Source organism: Ottowia sp., assembly GCF_046348305.1.
GTDB lineage: Bacteria > Pseudomonadota > Gammaproteobacteria > Burkholderiales > Burkholderiaceae_C > Ottowia.
The window spans coordinates 90,863-104,530 of sequence record NZ_JAXMEM010000005.1 but is presented as its reverse complement, the minus strand read 5'-3'; the positions used below and the strand labels follow the sequence as shown (position 1 = coordinate 104,530).

General features: G+C 69.8%; 11 protein-coding genes. 2 read left to right on the top strand and 9 right to left on the bottom strand.

The features are described from left to right. Window positions 1-12: 12 nt before the first annotated feature. Both U1F38_RS06525 and U1F38_RS06520 read left to right on the top strand, forming a co-directional pair. Entirely contained in the window at window positions 13-1,218 is a 1,206-nt protein-coding gene (locus U1F38_RS06525; RefSeq protein WP_409986245.1) for an efflux RND transporter periplasmic adaptor subunit, read from the top strand. A 10-nt stretch (window positions 1,219-1,228) separates the two neighbouring features. Beyond that, entirely contained in the window at window positions 1,229-4,312 is a 3,084-nt protein-coding gene (locus U1F38_RS06520) for an efflux RND transporter permease subunit (RefSeq protein WP_409986244.1), read from the top strand. Between the two features lie 44 nt (window positions 4,313-4,356). Here U1F38_RS06520 and U1F38_RS06515 read toward each other — a convergent pair whose 3' ends face one another. The 9 genes from U1F38_RS06515 to U1F38_RS06475 form a co-directional block, all read right to left on the bottom strand. Further along, window positions 4,357-4,890: a methylated-DNA--[protein]-cysteine S-methyltransferase gene (locus tag U1F38_RS06515; protein WP_409986243.1), complete on the bottom strand. Its 534-nt coding sequence runs from the start codon at window positions 4,888-4,890 to the stop codon at window positions 4,357-4,359. Between the two features lie 22 nt (window positions 4,891-4,912). Next, window positions 4,913-5,494 carry a cob(I)yrinic acid a,c-diamide adenosyltransferase gene (gene cobO / locus U1F38_RS06510; RefSeq protein WP_409986242.1) on the bottom strand — a complete coding sequence of 194 codons (582 nt, stop codon included), beginning with the start codon at window positions 5,492-5,494 and terminating at the stop codon, window positions 4,913-4,915. Next, the gene (locus U1F38_RS06505; RefSeq protein ID WP_409986241.1) at window positions 5,484-6,266 is read right to left on the bottom strand and encodes an ABC transporter ATP-binding protein; all 783 of its coding nucleotides are present in this window, start codon (window positions 6,264-6,266) and stop codon (window positions 5,484-5,486) included. Before U1F38_RS06505 ends, cobO begins: the two co-directional genes overlap by 11 nt. 192 nt (window positions 6,267-6,458) lie before the next feature. Further along, entirely contained in the window at window positions 6,459-7,532 is a 1,074-nt protein-coding gene (locus U1F38_RS06500) for a FecCD family ABC transporter permease (RefSeq protein ID WP_409986240.1), read from the bottom strand. A gap of 161 nt (window positions 7,533-7,693) precedes the next feature. Next, entirely contained in the window at window positions 7,694-8,548 is an 855-nt protein-coding gene (locus tag U1F38_RS06495) for an ABC transporter substrate-binding protein (protein ID WP_409986479.1), read from the bottom strand. A gap of 137 nt (window positions 8,549-8,685) precedes the next feature. Further along, window positions 8,686-9,276 (bottom strand): bifunctional adenosylcobinamide kinase/adenosylcobinamide-phosphate guanylyltransferase, encoded by a 591-nt coding sequence (locus tag U1F38_RS06490; RefSeq protein ID WP_409986239.1) that lies wholly within the window; start codon window positions 9,274-9,276, stop codon window positions 8,686-8,688. Further along, entirely contained in the window at window positions 9,269-10,111 is an 843-nt protein-coding gene (locus tag U1F38_RS06485; protein WP_409986238.1) for an ABC transporter substrate-binding protein, read from the bottom strand. The genes U1F38_RS06490 and U1F38_RS06485 overlap by 8 nt, the downstream gene beginning before the upstream one ends. Further along, on the bottom strand, window positions 10,108-11,526 hold the full coding sequence (locus tag U1F38_RS06480) for a cobyrinate a,c-diamide synthase (RefSeq protein WP_409986237.1): 1,419 nt from the start codon (window positions 11,524-11,526) through the stop codon (window positions 10,108-10,110). The genes U1F38_RS06485 and U1F38_RS06480 overlap by 4 nt, the downstream gene beginning before the upstream one ends. A 234-nt stretch (window positions 11,527-11,760) precedes the next feature. Continuing rightward, window positions 11,761-13,611, bottom strand: a complete 1,851-nt coding sequence (locus tag U1F38_RS06475) for a TonB-dependent receptor domain-containing protein (protein WP_409986236.1) — start codon at window positions 13,609-13,611, stop codon at window positions 11,761-11,763. Window positions 13,612-13,668: the final 57 nt, after the last annotated feature.

Sequence of the window (13,668 nt, the reverse complement as noted above, 5' to 3'; positions counted from 1 at the left end):
GAGAACTCGACAATGACAAAGCGCATGCTGATCATGATCGGCGCCGTCATCGTGCTGATCGCGGCGCTGGCCGGGGGCAAGTACCTCCAGATCAGAAAGCTGATCGCCTCCATCCCCAAGCCGCAGCCGCAGACGGTCTCGACCATCGAGGTGCAGGCGCAGCCCTGGCAGTCGCAGCTCAAGTCCGTGGGCACGCTCAGCCCGGTGCGCGGCGCCGACCTGGCCAGCGAAGTCGCGGGGCTGGTGCGCAGCGTGAACTTCAAGTCGGGGCAGGACGTGCCCGCCGGTGCGCTGCTGGTGCAGCTCAGCGCCGACTCGGACGCGGCGCAATTGCAGGCGCTGCAAGCCGCCGCCGACCAGGCCGAAACGGCCCTCAAGCGCGACCAGGCCCAGCTGGCCGTGCGCGCCGTCAGCCAGGCCCAGGTGGACGCCGACACCAGCAACCTGAAAGCCGCGCGCGCCCAGGTGGCGCAGCAGGCGGCCAACGTCGCCAAGAAGGCGATCCGCGCGCCCTTTGCCGGCCGGCTGGGCATCACCGCGCTGCAGCCGGGCCAGTACGTCAACGCCGGCGCCACGCTGGTGACGCTGCAAACGCTGGACCCGATCCACGTGGACTTCAGCCTGCCCCAGCAGCAGCTGGCCGGGCTGGCGGTGGGCCAGGCGGTGACGCTGGCGGTCGACGCCTTCGCGGGCCAGAGCTTTGCCGGCACCATCAACGCCATCAACCCCAAGGTGGACCCGGCCACGCGCACGGTGCAGGTGCAGGCCACCGTGGCCAACCCCCGGCGCGACCTGCTGCCGGGCATGTTTGCCGAAGTGCGCGTGAACCTGGGCAGCGCGCAGCCGCAACTGACCTTGCCGCAGACGGCCATCACCTACAACCCCTACGGCTCGACCGTGTTCGTGGTCGAGAAGGCCAGCGCGGTGCAGGCCCGGGCGGCGGCGTCGGCGGCGTCGGCGGCGCCGGCGGCGACGGCCGCGGCAACGCCACCGGCGCCGGCGGCCTCGGCGGCCAATGGCGAGCAGCTCGTCGCGCAGCAGGTGTTTGTCGAGACCGGCCCCACGCGCGGCGACCAGGTGGCCATCACCAAGGGCCTGACGGCCGGCCAGCAGGTGGTGAGCAGCGGGCAGATCAAGCTGAAGAACGGCACGCCGGTGGTGGTGGACAACCGCGTGCAGCCGGCCAACAACCCCAACCCGACGCCGCAAGAAAAGTAAGAGGCGGGCCATGAACTTCACCGACACCTTCATCCGCCGGCCCGTGCTGGCGATGGTGATCAGCCTGCTGCTGGTCGTGCTGGGGCTGCGCGCGGCCGGCAGCCTGCCCATCAACCAGTACCCCAAGACGCAAAACGCGGTGGTCACCGTCACCACGGCCTACTTCGGCGCCGACGCGGCCACCGTGGCCGGCTTCATCACGCAGCCGCTGGAGGCGGCGATCTCGCAGGCGCAGGGCATCGACTACCTGTCGTCCTCCAGCAGCCTGGGCGCGTCGGTCATCACCGCCACGCTGCGCCTGAACTACGACGCCAACCGCGCGCTGACCGAGATCAACACGCAGGTGGCCTCGGTGCGCAACCAGTTGCCGGCGCAAGCCCAGCAGCCGGTGCTGGCGGTGCAGACCGGGCAGACCACCGACGCGATGTACATCGGCTTCTACAGCGACGCCATGCCCAACAACAGCATCACCGACTACCTGGTGCGCGTGGTGCAGCCCAAGCTGAACTCCATCGAGGGCGTGCAGACCGCCGAAATCCTGGGCGCGCGCACCTTCGCCCTGCGCGCCTGGCTCGATGCATCGCGCATGGCCGCGATGGGCGTCACCGCCGCCGACGTGGCCGGCGCACTGACCGCCAACAACTACCTGGCAGCGGTGGGCCAGAGCAAGAACGACATGGTGACCGTGCCGCTGAACGCCAACACCTCGCTGCACAGCGTCGATGAGTTCAAGCAGCTGGCGATCAAGAGCGCGGGCGGCGCCATCGTGCGGCTGCAGGACGTGGCCAACGTGACGCTGGGCTCGGAGAACTACAACTTCAACGTGGCCTTCAACGGCGTGCGCTCGGTGTTCATCGGCATCAAGGTCGCGCCCGAGGCCAATATCCTCACCGTGGCCGACAGCGTGCGCAAGGCTTTTCCCGACTTGCAGGCGCAGCTGCCCGCGGGCCTGACGGGCAAGATCGTCTACGACTCGACGGACTTCATCAACAGCTCGATCACCGAGGTGGTCAAGACCCTGGTGGAGGCGCTGCTAATCGTCACCGTGGTGATCTACCTGTTTTTGGGCTCGCTGCGCGCGGTGCTGGTGCCGGTGATCGCCATGCCGCTGTCGCTGGTGGGCACCTTCTTCGTGATGCTGCTGCTGGGCTATTCGATCAACCTGCTGACGCTGCTGGCGCTGGTGCTGGCCATCGGCCTGGTGGTGGACGACGCGATCATCGTGGTCGAGAACGTGGACCGCCACATGCGCGAGGGCAAAACGCCCTTGCAGGCCGCGCTGATCGCCGCACGCGAGCTGGGCAGCCCCATCCTGGCGATGACGGTGGTGCTGGTGGCGGTGTACGTGCCGATCGGCTTTCAGGGCGGGCTGACCGGGGCGCTGTTCACCGAGTTCGCGTTCACCCTGGCCGGCGCGGTCACGGTGTCGGGCCTGGTGGCGCTGACGCTCTCGCCCATGATGTGCTCGCGCGTGTTCAAGCCCGAGCAGGACGCCGGCCGCTTCGCCACGCTGATCGAGCACACGTTCGAGCGCGTGCATGGCGGCTATTCGCGCCTGCTCACCAGCCTGCTCAAGACCTGGCCGGTGCTGATCGTGATGGGCGTGATCCTGATCGCCTGCCTGGGGATCATGTTCAAGATGTCCAAGTACGAGCTGGCGCCCGAGGAGGACCAGGGCATCGTGCTGGGCATGGTGCAAGGCCCGGCCACGGCCACCATCGACCAGATGCAGACCTACGCCGACCAGGTGTTCCAGCAGGCCAGGGCCATGCCCGAGTACGATCAGATGTTCCAGCTCACCGGTCAGCCCTCGCCCAACACCGGCATTGGCGGGGTGGTGCTCAAGCCCTGGGACCAGCGCACGCGCAGCGCGCACGAGGTGCAGATGGAGTTGCAGCAGCGCTGGGCCAAGATTGCCGGCGCACGCGTGGCGGCCTTCCAGTTTCCGCCGCTGCCGGGCTCGTCGGGCCTGCCGGTGCAGGTCGTCATCAAGACGACCGAGCCGTTCCAGAACCTCAACACGCTGGCGCAAAAGCTGATGGAAAAGGCGCAGGCCGACGGCAAGTTCTACTACATCGACGCCGACCTCAAGTACGACCTGCCGCAAGCCACGCTGGAGATCGATCGCGACAAGGCCGCCGCCCTGGGCATGACGCAGCAGGACGTGGGCAACGCGCTCACGGCCGCGCTGGGCGGCGGCTACGTCAACTATTTTTCCATCGCCGGGCGCTCCTACAAGGTCATTCCGCAGGTGCAGCAGGTGGACCGCCTGAACCCCTCGAACGTGCTGGACTTCTACATCAAGACCCCGGGCGGCCTGGTGCCGGCCAGCACCGTGGCCACCCTCAAGCACTCGGTCGAGCCCGAGACCATCAACCACTTTCAGCAGCTCAATTCGGTCACCCTCTCCGGCGTGCCCAGCGGCTCGCAGGGCGACACGCTGCAATACCTGCGCGAGCAGATCGCGCAGCTCGCCCCCGGCGGCTATCAGGTGGACTACGCCGGCCCCTCGCGCCAGTTCGTGCAGGAGTCGGGCGGCTTTGCGCTGACCTTTGCCTTTGCGCTGATCGTGGTGTTTCTGGCGCTGGCTGCGCTGTTCGAGAGCTTTCGCGATCCGGTGGTGATCCTGGTGTCGGTGCCGATGGCGCTGTTCGGCGCGATGATCTTCGTGTTTCTCGGTTTTTCGTCGATGAACATCTACACCGAGGTCGGCCTGGTCACCCTGATGGGCCTGATCAGCAAGCACGGCATCCTGATCGTCGAGGTGGCCAACAGCTTGCAGCAAGAGGGCAAAAGCAAACTCGACGCCATCGTGCAGGCCGCCGGCGTGCGCCTGCGCCCCATCCTGATGACCACCGCCGCCATGGTGTTCGGCGTGGTGCCGCTGGTGATCGCCTCGGGCGCCGGCGCGGCCGGGCGCCAGGCCATGGGCATCGTGATCTTCACCGGCATGGCCATCGGCACCTTGTTCACGCTGTTCGTGGTGCCGGCGATGTACCTGTTTTTGGCCACGGACCGCAGCAAACAGCGGGCACCCCGAGGCAGCGACGCCGCCACTCTCGCCCCGGCGGACGAGGCGCCGCGCACAGCCTGACCGCACGCCGAGCGCACGCCCGGCTGCGCCCCAGCGCGCGCCGCTCAGGAGCCGAAGTCGACCAGGTCCCGCTCGCCGCGCTCCAAAGCGAGCAGCCAGGTCTTGCGCGGCAGACCGCCGCCATAGCCCGTCAGGCTGCCGTCGCTGCCGATCACGCGGTGGCAGGGCACGACGATGGACACCTTGTTGGCGCCATTGGCGGCGGCCACGGCGCGCACCGCCGTCGGGTGGCCGATGCCGCGCGCCTGCTCCCCATAGCTGCGCGTCTGGCCATACGGAATCTTGAGCAAGGCCTGCCACACCTGCTGTTGAAACGGCGTGCCCACCAGGTCGAGCGCCACGTCGAAGTGCGTGAGTTCGCCCTTGAAGTACGCCGCGATCTGCTCACCCAGCGCGCGCGTGCGCGCGTCCTCGCCCGGCACCGCCGCGGCCCCCGCGTGACGCTCCACGTCGCGCCACTCGCGTGACAGGCCCTTGGTGTCGATGCCGAATTCAAGCAGGCACAGGCCTTGGGGCGAAAACAGGGCAACCAGGTCGCCCAGGGGCGTGGGGTAGGTGTGTTGGATCAATGCAGGCATGGGAGCCGCCATCCTACGCCGCTCAATCCTCGATGCCGCGCTGCGCCGGGATGCCGGCCTTGAAGGCGTGCTTGACCAGCGTCATCTCGGTCACCGTGTCGGCCAGCTCGACCAGCTCGGGCGGGCAGCGCCGGCCCGTCAGGCACACGTGGACATCTTTCGGCCGCTCGCGCAGCGTGGCCAACACCTCGTCCAGCGGCAGCCAGCCGTAGATCAGCGGGTAGGTGATCTCGTCGAGCACGACCAGAAAGTGCTTGCCGTCCATGATGGTGGCACGCGCGCGCTCCCAGCCATCACGGGACAATTGAGCGCTGTGCTCCAGGTCCTTGCTCTTCCACGAAAAGCCGTCGCCCAGGCCTTCGATGGGCAGGCCGATCTGCTCGAACATGCGGTGCTCGCCAAAGCGCGCCGTGGGCACCTTCATGAACTGGAAGATCCTGACCTGCTTGCCGTGCACGTGTTGCCGCCCAAAAGCGCGCAGCGCCAGGCCGAAGGCGGCCGTGCTCTTGCCCTTGCCGTCGCCGGTGTTCAAGATGACAAGGCCGCGGCGCTCGCCCTCGGGGCGCTCGTAGCGGCGTTCGGTGGGTGGGGTTTCAATCTGCATGACTCAACTCCTGTAGCAAGGCAATCCATTGCCCTTGGACCGGGTGCACGCCGATGCGGCCGTCAAACGCTGCCTCCAGCGCGCGGTGCGTATCGGGCGCGTGGCAGGCGCCGTGGTGCAGCAGCCGCCCGGCCTTGACGATCAGCAGCTCGTCGGCCTGCAAGGCCATGTTCAGCTCGTGCAGCACGCTGACCACCGTGCTGCCGGCGGCCACCCGCGCACGCACCGTGGCCAGCCAGTCGGCCTGGTGCGGCGGATCGAGGTGGGCCAGCGGCTCGTCCATCAGCAGCAGCGGGGCCTCGGTGGCCAGCACGCGCGCCAGCAGCACGCGCTGGCGCTCGCCGCCCGAAAGCTCGCCCAGGCGGCGTGCGCGCAAGTCCCACGCTTGCGTGGCACGCAGCGCCTGGGCCACAGCCGCATGATCGTGCTCGCTGGGCGCGGCCAGCCAGGCGCGGTGCGGCAGGCGGCCCAGCATGGCCACGTCCCAGGCCAGCAGGTCTTCACCGCCCGTCTCGGCCTGGCCCAGCCACGCCAGCTGCCGCGCGCGCTCGCGCGCCGGCCAGTCGTGCAGCGCGCGCCCCTGCAGCAGCACCTGGCCGTCGCTGGGCAGCAGGCCGGCCAGCACGCGCAGCAGGGTGGACTTGCCCGCGCCGTTGGGGCCGACGATGGCGCACCAGCGGCCCGCGGACAGTTGCAGGTCAACGTCGTGCAATATGGGGGTGTTTCCGATGCTGGCGCTTACCCCGTGCGTGCCAATAGCTATCTTTTGCATAGCGCGCAACATCTCAGTTGTCCATGGCGCTGCGCGCCACCCGCAAAGCATGAACCCCAAAGGACCGAAAGGCCGCGGAGCAGGCCACGCCCGTGATCGCCGTGGTCGGGGTCTCCCCGGCCACAGGCGATGCCCCCTGCAAGGGGGTGGGCGAAACATCGCGCAGCGAGTGGAGACTGGGGGTGTGCCATTTCACCCGCCCAAGCCCGACCGGCGGTGCATCAGCCACAGCAGGTACAGCCCGCCCAGCACGGCAGTCAGCACGCCCACCGGCAGCTCCTGCGGCGCGATGACCAGGCGCGACGCGATGTCGGCCAGCATCAGCAGCAGGCCGCCCACCAGCGCCGACAGCAGCACCAGCGGCCCGTGCGTGCTGCGCGCGCGCGCCCGCGCCAGGTGCGGCGCCACCAGGCCGACAAAGCCGATCAGCCCGGTCTGCGCCACGGCGGCGCCGGTGGCCAGCGCCAGCACGGCGATCAAGAGCGCACGCAAGGGGCCCAGCGGCAGGCCCAGGCTTCTGGCCGTGGCCTCGCCCAGGCTCAACGCATCGAGCACGCGCGCCAGCACCCAGGCCGCGACGAGCAGCGGCGCCAGCACGGCGGCCATGACCGCGCACGCGCCCCAGCCCACCATGCCGGTGATGCCCAGGGTAAAGCCCTGCATGGCCTGCAGCACGTCGGGCTGGGCCAGTTGCACCAGGTCGCGCACGGCGCCCAGCACAAAGCCGACAACGACGCCCGCCAGCAGCAGGCGCAGCGTTTGCTGCACGCCGCGCGCCAACACCAGCGCGAGCAACACGCCGCCCAGGGCGCCGACAAAGGCCGCCCCCGTCATGCCCAGGCGCGCCAGCCACGGCGACGCCGCCTGCAGCAGCGCCACGCCGCCGCCACCGGCCACCATGCTGCCGGTGCCCAGCGCGGCATAGGCCACGGCCACCGCCAACGCGGCGCCCGAGGCGCTGCCCAGCAAGAACGGGTCGGCCAGCGGGTTGCGAAACAGGCCCTGCGCCACCGCCCCCGCCAGGCCCAGCAGCGCGCCGGCCAGCCAGGCGCCCAGGGTGCGCGGCAGACGGATGTCCCACACGATCTGCCAGGCCACCGGGTCGTGGCGCGCGCGCAGCAGGCTGTCAAACCCCGTGCTGCCCACGCTGGCGCCCCAGGCCAGGCCCAGCAGCGACAACGCCAGCAGACCCAGTGCCAACGCCCAGGCGCGCGCGCCGGCGCGAGCCGTGGGCGAAGCGTCAGGGGCAGTGCAAGCCGGCGTCATGGGGTGCCTGGAAACGCTACAAACAGCCGGACGCAGAGGACGCAAAAAAGACGCAGAAGACGCAGAAGATGCAAAAGAAAAACACGAGATGGAGTGTTTGTTTCTTTTGCGTCCTTTGCGCATTCTTTGCGTCCTCAGCGTCCGGTATTTTCATGGGCACCTCATTTTTCCGCCGGCATTCGATGCGCCGCGCAGTCGGCCATGAGAAGTGCCGCCTCGGGGATGCGCGGGCCGGGGCGCACCAGGATGTCGCGCTGCTCGGCGTCGAAGGCGCACACATGGCCCTGCCGCAGCGCGCGCAGCTGCGCCCAGCCGGGGCGGCGCGCCAATTGGGCAGCGCCCTGCTGGCTGACCATGATGAGGTCGGGGTCGGCGCGCACCACCAGCTCGGGGTTGATCTTGGGATACGGGCCCAGGCTGGCGTCGATGATGTTGACCAGGCCCAGGGTTGTGAGCAGCTCGTCGATGAAGGTGCCGCGCCCGGCGGCGTGTGGCGCAGCGTCCACCTCGTAGTACACGCGCTGGCCGCGTGCGGCGGCGGGCACGGATTGGGCCGCGGCCTGCACGCCGGCGTCGATCTGCCGCAGCAGGGCGACCGCCGCCTGGGGCTGCTGCAGCAGCGCGCCCAGCCGCTCGGTGGCGCGGCGCATGCCGGCCAGGGTCTTGGGCTCCAGCGCCACCACCCGCAAGCCCAGCGCGCGCAGGCGCACGCTGGCGCGCGAGGACACGCCGATCAGCACCACGTCGGGCTTGAGGGCCACCACCGCCTCGACGTTCGGGTCCAGCCCGCCGCCCACCTGCGGCAGCTTTTGCACGCTGGCGGGCCAGTTGGAATAGCGGTCCACACCCACCAGGCGGTCGCAGGCGCCCAGCGCGCACACCGTCTCGGTCAGCGAGGGCAGCAGGCTGACGATGCGTGCCGGCGCGACGTCGAAATGCGTGGTCTGGCCGGCGTCGTCGTGGATTTCAAAGGCGTGAGCGGCCGCGAACGTGCAGGCCAGCAGCGCGCCGAGCAGCGCGGCCCGACGCCCTCTCCCGCGTGCGGGAGAGGGTTGGGGTGAGGGTGCGCGCGGTGATGAGGGATGCGTCGCTGCCCTCACCCCTGCCCTCTCCCAGAGGGAGAGGGAGAAAATCCAAATCCAGGCCCTTGCCGTCATGGAGCATCCTTTATGGTCACCGGCAGCCCCGCCACCATCAGCGTCACCCGCTCGCAGCGTGCGGCCACCTGCTGATTGAGCTGGCCCAGCGCATCGACGAAGGCGCGCACCTCGCGGCCCAGCGGGATCACGCCCAGGCCGATCTCGTTGCCGACCAGCACGAGGGGGCCGGGGCAGCGTTCGATTGCTTGCAAAAGCATAGCTGTCTGCGCCGACTGGGAGCGCGCCGCAGCCTCATTTTGTTCAAATCCATCGATCGGCATGAGCTGCTGCGTCAGCCACAGCGTCAGGCAATCGACGATGCGCAAGGTCTCGGCCCCGCCCGCGCCGGCGATGGCGGCGGCCACGTCGTAGGGTGATTCGACAGTGGCCAGGCCCGGCGCGCGCTCGGCGCGCTCGCGCTGGTGGCGGGCGATGCGCGCGCGCATCTCGGCATCCATCGGCTGGGCGGTGGCGATCAGCACGGCGCGGTGCGCAGCGCCCTGCGCCAGCCAGGCGCCGGCCAAGCTTTCGGCGCGGCGCGACTTGCCGCTCTTCTGGCCGCCCAGAATGAACTCGCTGCGGGCGATGGCCATACGCTCAGGCATGCCGGTCCATCCATTGCGTCACGATGCGGTGCAGCGCGTCGGCGCCATCGGTCAGCGCGGCCGGGCCGGGTTGCAGGATCTCGGGCGATTTGATCTCGAACAGCTGACCGTCACGCACGGCGGGCACGTCCTGCCAGCCGGCGCGCGCGGCCACCTGCTCGGCGCGAAACTTCTTGCCGCACCACGAGCCGATGATGATGTCGGGCGCGCGCCGCACCACCTCCATCGGGTCGGCAATGATGCGGCCCTTGGCCAGCGGCTGGGCTGCCAGCTCGGCAAAGCAGTCCTCGCCGCCGGCAATGCCGATCAGCTCGGACACCCAGCGGATGCCGCTGATCTGGGGCTCGTCCCACTCCTCGAAGTACACGCGCGGGCGCCGCCGGCCTTGAGTCAAACGGGCCTGTACCGCTTGCTGCATCTGCGCCAGCCGCTCCCCAAATTGCAGCAAGCAGGCGCGCCCGCGCTCTTGCGCCCCCACCAGCGCCGCCACCTGATCGAGCACGCCGAAGATCTCGGCCACGCTGCGCTGGTTGAACACCATCACCGGCACGCCGGCGCGAATCAGTGCGGCGGCAATGTCGGCCTGGATGTCGGAGAAGCCCAGCACCAGATCAGGCTGCAGGGCCACGATCTGCTCGATGCGCGCGCTGGTGAAGGCGCTGACCTTGGGCTTTTCCTGCCGCGCGCGGCGCGGGCGCACGGTGAAGCCGCTGATGCCGACGATGCGCCGCTCTTCGCCCAGCAGGTAGAGCCACTCGGTGGTTTCTTCCGTCAGGCAGACGATGCGCTCGGGGCCCGTGAGCGCCGCCGGCAACCACGATACTTCTGTATTCATAGCTGCTTGCGCCCGTCAGACAAGCGCTGCGGGCATGAATCGTTTGAAAACAGCGCGGCCGTGGCCGGTGCGCTGGACGCAAACCAGGCATGAAAGTAGCTGGCGCGCACGGCCCCTTGCGCATACACGGCCTCGCCCTGCGTCCGCGCGCTGCCGGGCGCGGGCGTGGTGCAGGCCAGCGGCGCCAGCGGCGTCTCGCAGGCCGAAAAATGAAAGCTGTGGCCGCGCAGCGCGGGCGCCCCACCCGCCATTTCCAACGACTGCATGCCCAGGCCCATCAGCCGGTCCTGCATGCGCACGCGCCCGGGCAGCAGGCCCCACATCGGGTGCGCCGTGCCATCGCGCGTGAGCAGCTCGTCGAACAGGCACATCATGCCGCCGCACTCGGCCCACACCGGCCGTCCGGCCTGCGCGTGGGCCTGCAACTGGGCGCGCAGGTCGGTGCGCGCGGCCAAGGCGCTGGCATGCAGCTCGGGGTAGCCGCCGGGCAGCCACAGCGCGTCGCAGGCGGGCAGCGCGTCGCCGGCCAGCGGCGAGAACAACACCACCCGCGCACCCAGCGCCCGCAGGCACTCCAGGTTGGCCGGGTAGACAAAGGCAAAGGCCGCATCGCGCGCGACGGCCACCGTGCGGCCAGCCAGCAGCGCCGGCGCTGCCGGGACGGCGGCCGGAGCAGCAAAGGCCACGCTCCAGCGCGCGCGCCAGTCGGCAAGCGTCATGGCGCCCAGCGGCGTGGCGGCCAGCGCGTCGGCGGCGGCGTCCAGCCGCGCCAGCGCGGCGGCGTGGCCCAGCTCGTGCGCGGCGATCAGGCCCAGGTGGCGCTCGGGCAGCTGCATGGCCTCGCTGCGCGGCAGCGCGCCCAGCCAGTGCGCCGGCGCATCCAGCGACGCGCGCAGCAGCGCGGCATGGCCTTCGCCGGCCACGCCGTTGGCGAGCACGCCGGCCCAGGGCAAGGCGCCGGCGCTCTCGCTTTTGTAGTATCTCAAACCGTGAGCAATGGCGCCCAGCGTCTGCGCCATGGCGCCGGCCTGAATCACGGCCAGCACCGGCAGGCCGAGGGCGCGCGCCAGATCGGCGCTGCTGGGCGTGCCGTCGTGCAGGCCCATCACACCTTCGACCAGGATCACGTCGGCCGCTTGCGCGGCGGCATGCAGGCGCGCGCGCGCATCCATCTCGCCCGTCATCCACAGGTCGAGCGAATGCACCGCGTGCCCGCTGGCCAGCTCATGCCAGAACGGGTCGAGAAAGTCCGGCCCGCACTTGAACACCCGCACCCGCGCGCCGCGCCGCCCCAAGAGCCGCGCCAGCGCAGCCACCACGGTGGTCTTGCCCTGGCCCGAGGCCGGGGCCGACACCAGCAGCGCGGGGCAGCGCACGGCAGGGCCTGTTGACGCTATTTTTGGCGGTGCGAACATACTCAAAACGGCGTCAATCGAGGCGTGCGACGCCGCCCAGACTGGGTGTCTGCGCAAGGAGCGCAACGAAGAGTGACGCCGTTTTGAGCATGTTCCCTTCGGGTTGCGACCAAAAAGGCCATCGCCGGCGTTGCCAGCCTTGCCAAGGTTGGCACCTTGGCTGCGGCTGGCGCCTTGGCAAGTGGCCTTTTTGAACGCAACGCATCCGCCAAAAATAGCATTGACAGGCCCTATTCAGCGCCCCGTCCAGCGCAGGCCGACGAAGAAGGTGCGCGGCGGCGTGGCATAGCCGCCGGCCAGCTGGTAGGACTTGTCGCCCAGGTTGTCGATGCGCGCCAGCAGGTCCCACTGGCGGGCAATGCGCGTGCTGGCGTACAGGTTGACCAGGCCGTAGCCGCCCAGGCGCTTGGTGTTGGCCGCGTTGTCCCAGCGGTGGCTGACGGCCTGCCACTCGGCGCCCAGCGTCCAGTCCGCCACGCGCGTGTCGGCCGCCAGCTTGAGCAGGCGCTGCGCGCGCCGGGCCAGCAGATTGCCGGTGTCGGCATTCTTGGGCTGCTGCAAATCCAGCGAGCCGCTCAGGTTGACGGCGCCCAGGCGGTGCGCGCCGGACAGCGTCACGCCCTGCAGCCTGGCGCGGCCGGCGTTCTCGTAGCAGCCGAACAGGCCGGCGCACGGCCCCGGCGCGCCGAAGTTGATCAGGTTCTTCACGCGGTTTTGATAGGCCGTCACGCCAAACCGGCTGGCACCCTGCGCCCAGTGCAGGCCGAGCTCGACGTTGCGGCTTTTCTCGGGCTGCAAGGCCGGCTGGCCGTATTCCGAGAAGCGCTGGTACAGCGTGGGCACGCGAAACGCCGTGCCCACCGCGCCCGTCACGCGCCAGCCCGGCGCAAAGCCATAGCCGTAGGCCACCCCGCCGGTGGTCTGGCCGCCGAATTCGCTGTCGCGGTCGTGGCGCAGGTTGACCTGCAGCGTGTGCGGCCCGCCGGTATAGCCATAGCCCAGGGCAATGCCGTCCTGATGGCGGCTGCGGTCGATGGGATCGTTCAGCAAATGGTCCTCGCGCCGCTCGAGTGCGGCGGTGAGCAGATGATTGCCCTCGCGCCATTCGTTTTGCAGCAGGTAGTTGCGCAGCGTGGTCTTGGTGAGGTAGGGCGAGGGCACGGTCTCGTAGCGCTGCTGCGACTCGCTGACCGACAGCCGGGTGCTGTAGTTCTTGCTCCACTGCGCCGACCACTGCGCGCCCAGCGTGCTCAGGCGGTTCAGGCCGTGGTCGTCCAGGCCGGGGGCAAAGCCGTCGTACTGGGCATCCATGTTGGTGTAGGTGCCCGTCAGGTCGATGCGGTGCTCCTGGTTCAGCTGCATGCCCAGCCGGCCGCTGGCCGAGCTTTGGCGATAGCCGTCCAGATCGGGGTTGGCGCCGGGCCGGCTGTTGTAGCCGCGGCTGACTTCGCGCGCGGCGCCCAGCGAGTAGTCCAGCGCGCCGTTGGCGCCGGAAAAGCCCGCCTCCAGCTTGCCGGTGCGGCGATTGCCCGCGCCCACGCCGACGTAGGGCGTGAACGGGCCCTCGCCCTTGCGGGTGAAGATCTGGATCACGCCGGCAATGGCGTCCGAGCCATACACCGCCGCCGCCGGCCCGCGCACGATTTCGATGCGCTCGACCTGCGACAGGCTGATGGCCTCCCAGGGCGCGCCGCCGGTGGCTTGCGAATCGACGCGCACGCCGTCGATGTAGACGGCGGTAAAGCGCGTCTCGGCCCCGCGCAGGAACATGCTGGAGGCCGTGCCCGGCCCCCCGTTGCGCGACAGCTCCAGCCCCGGCTGGCGCGCCAGCAGGTCGCTGATGTTGACGGCGCCGCTGTCGTCGATGTGCTGGCGGTCGATCAGCGTGACGTCGGCCAGCACGTCGGTCAACGGCTGCGCCACGCGCGTGGCGGTGACCACGGTGTCGGGCAGATTGACGGCGCCCAGCTGCGCCACGGTGGTGGCATCGGTCTGCGCCCACGCCGAACCGGCCGCAGCCGAAAACGCGCACGCCAGGGCCAGCGGCAACGCGGCCGGCCGGCAGAAAGAGAACCCAGGATTCATGATGAGAAACACAAGACAAGCGTCCCGACCGGCTTCCCCGCCGGCAATGGGACCCAC

Bases quoted from the DNA above. Each gene is read 5' to 3' on its own strand.
- U1F38_RS06525 (WP_409986245.1), top strand. From the start codon at position 13: ATGACAAAGCGCATGCTGATCATGATCGGCGCCGTCATCGTGCTGATC.
- U1F38_RS06520 (WP_409986244.1), top strand. From the start codon at position 1,229: ATGAACTTCACCGACACCTTCATCCGCCGGCCCGTGCTGGCGATGGTG.
- U1F38_RS06515 (WP_409986243.1), bottom strand. From the start codon at position 4,890: ATGCCTGCATTGATCCAACACACCTACCCCACGCCCCTGGGCGACCTG.
- cobO (WP_409986242.1), bottom strand. From the start codon at position 5,494: ATGCAGATTGAAACCCCACCCACCGAACGCCGCTACGAGCGCCCCGAG.
- U1F38_RS06505 (WP_409986241.1), bottom strand. From the start codon at position 6,266: ATGCAAAAGATAGCTATTGGCACGCACGGGGTAAGCGCCAGCATCGGA.
- U1F38_RS06500 (WP_409986240.1), bottom strand. From the start codon at position 7,532: ATGACGCCGGCTTGCACTGCCCCTGACGCTTCGCCCACGGCTCGCGCC.
- U1F38_RS06490 (WP_409986239.1), bottom strand. From the start codon at position 9,276: ATGCCTGAGCGTATGGCCATCGCCCGCAGCGAGTTCATTCTGGGCGGC.
- U1F38_RS06485 (WP_409986238.1), bottom strand. From the start codon at position 10,111: ATGAATACAGAAGTATCGTGGTTGCCGGCGGCGCTCACGGGCCCCGAG.
- U1F38_RS06480 (WP_409986237.1), bottom strand. From the start codon at position 11,526: ATGTTCGCACCGCCAAAAATAGCGTCAACAGGCCCTGCCGTGCGCTGC.
- U1F38_RS06475 (WP_409986236.1), bottom strand. From the start codon at position 13,611: ATGAATCCTGGGTTCTCTTTCTGCCGGCCGGCCGCGTTGCCGCTGGCC.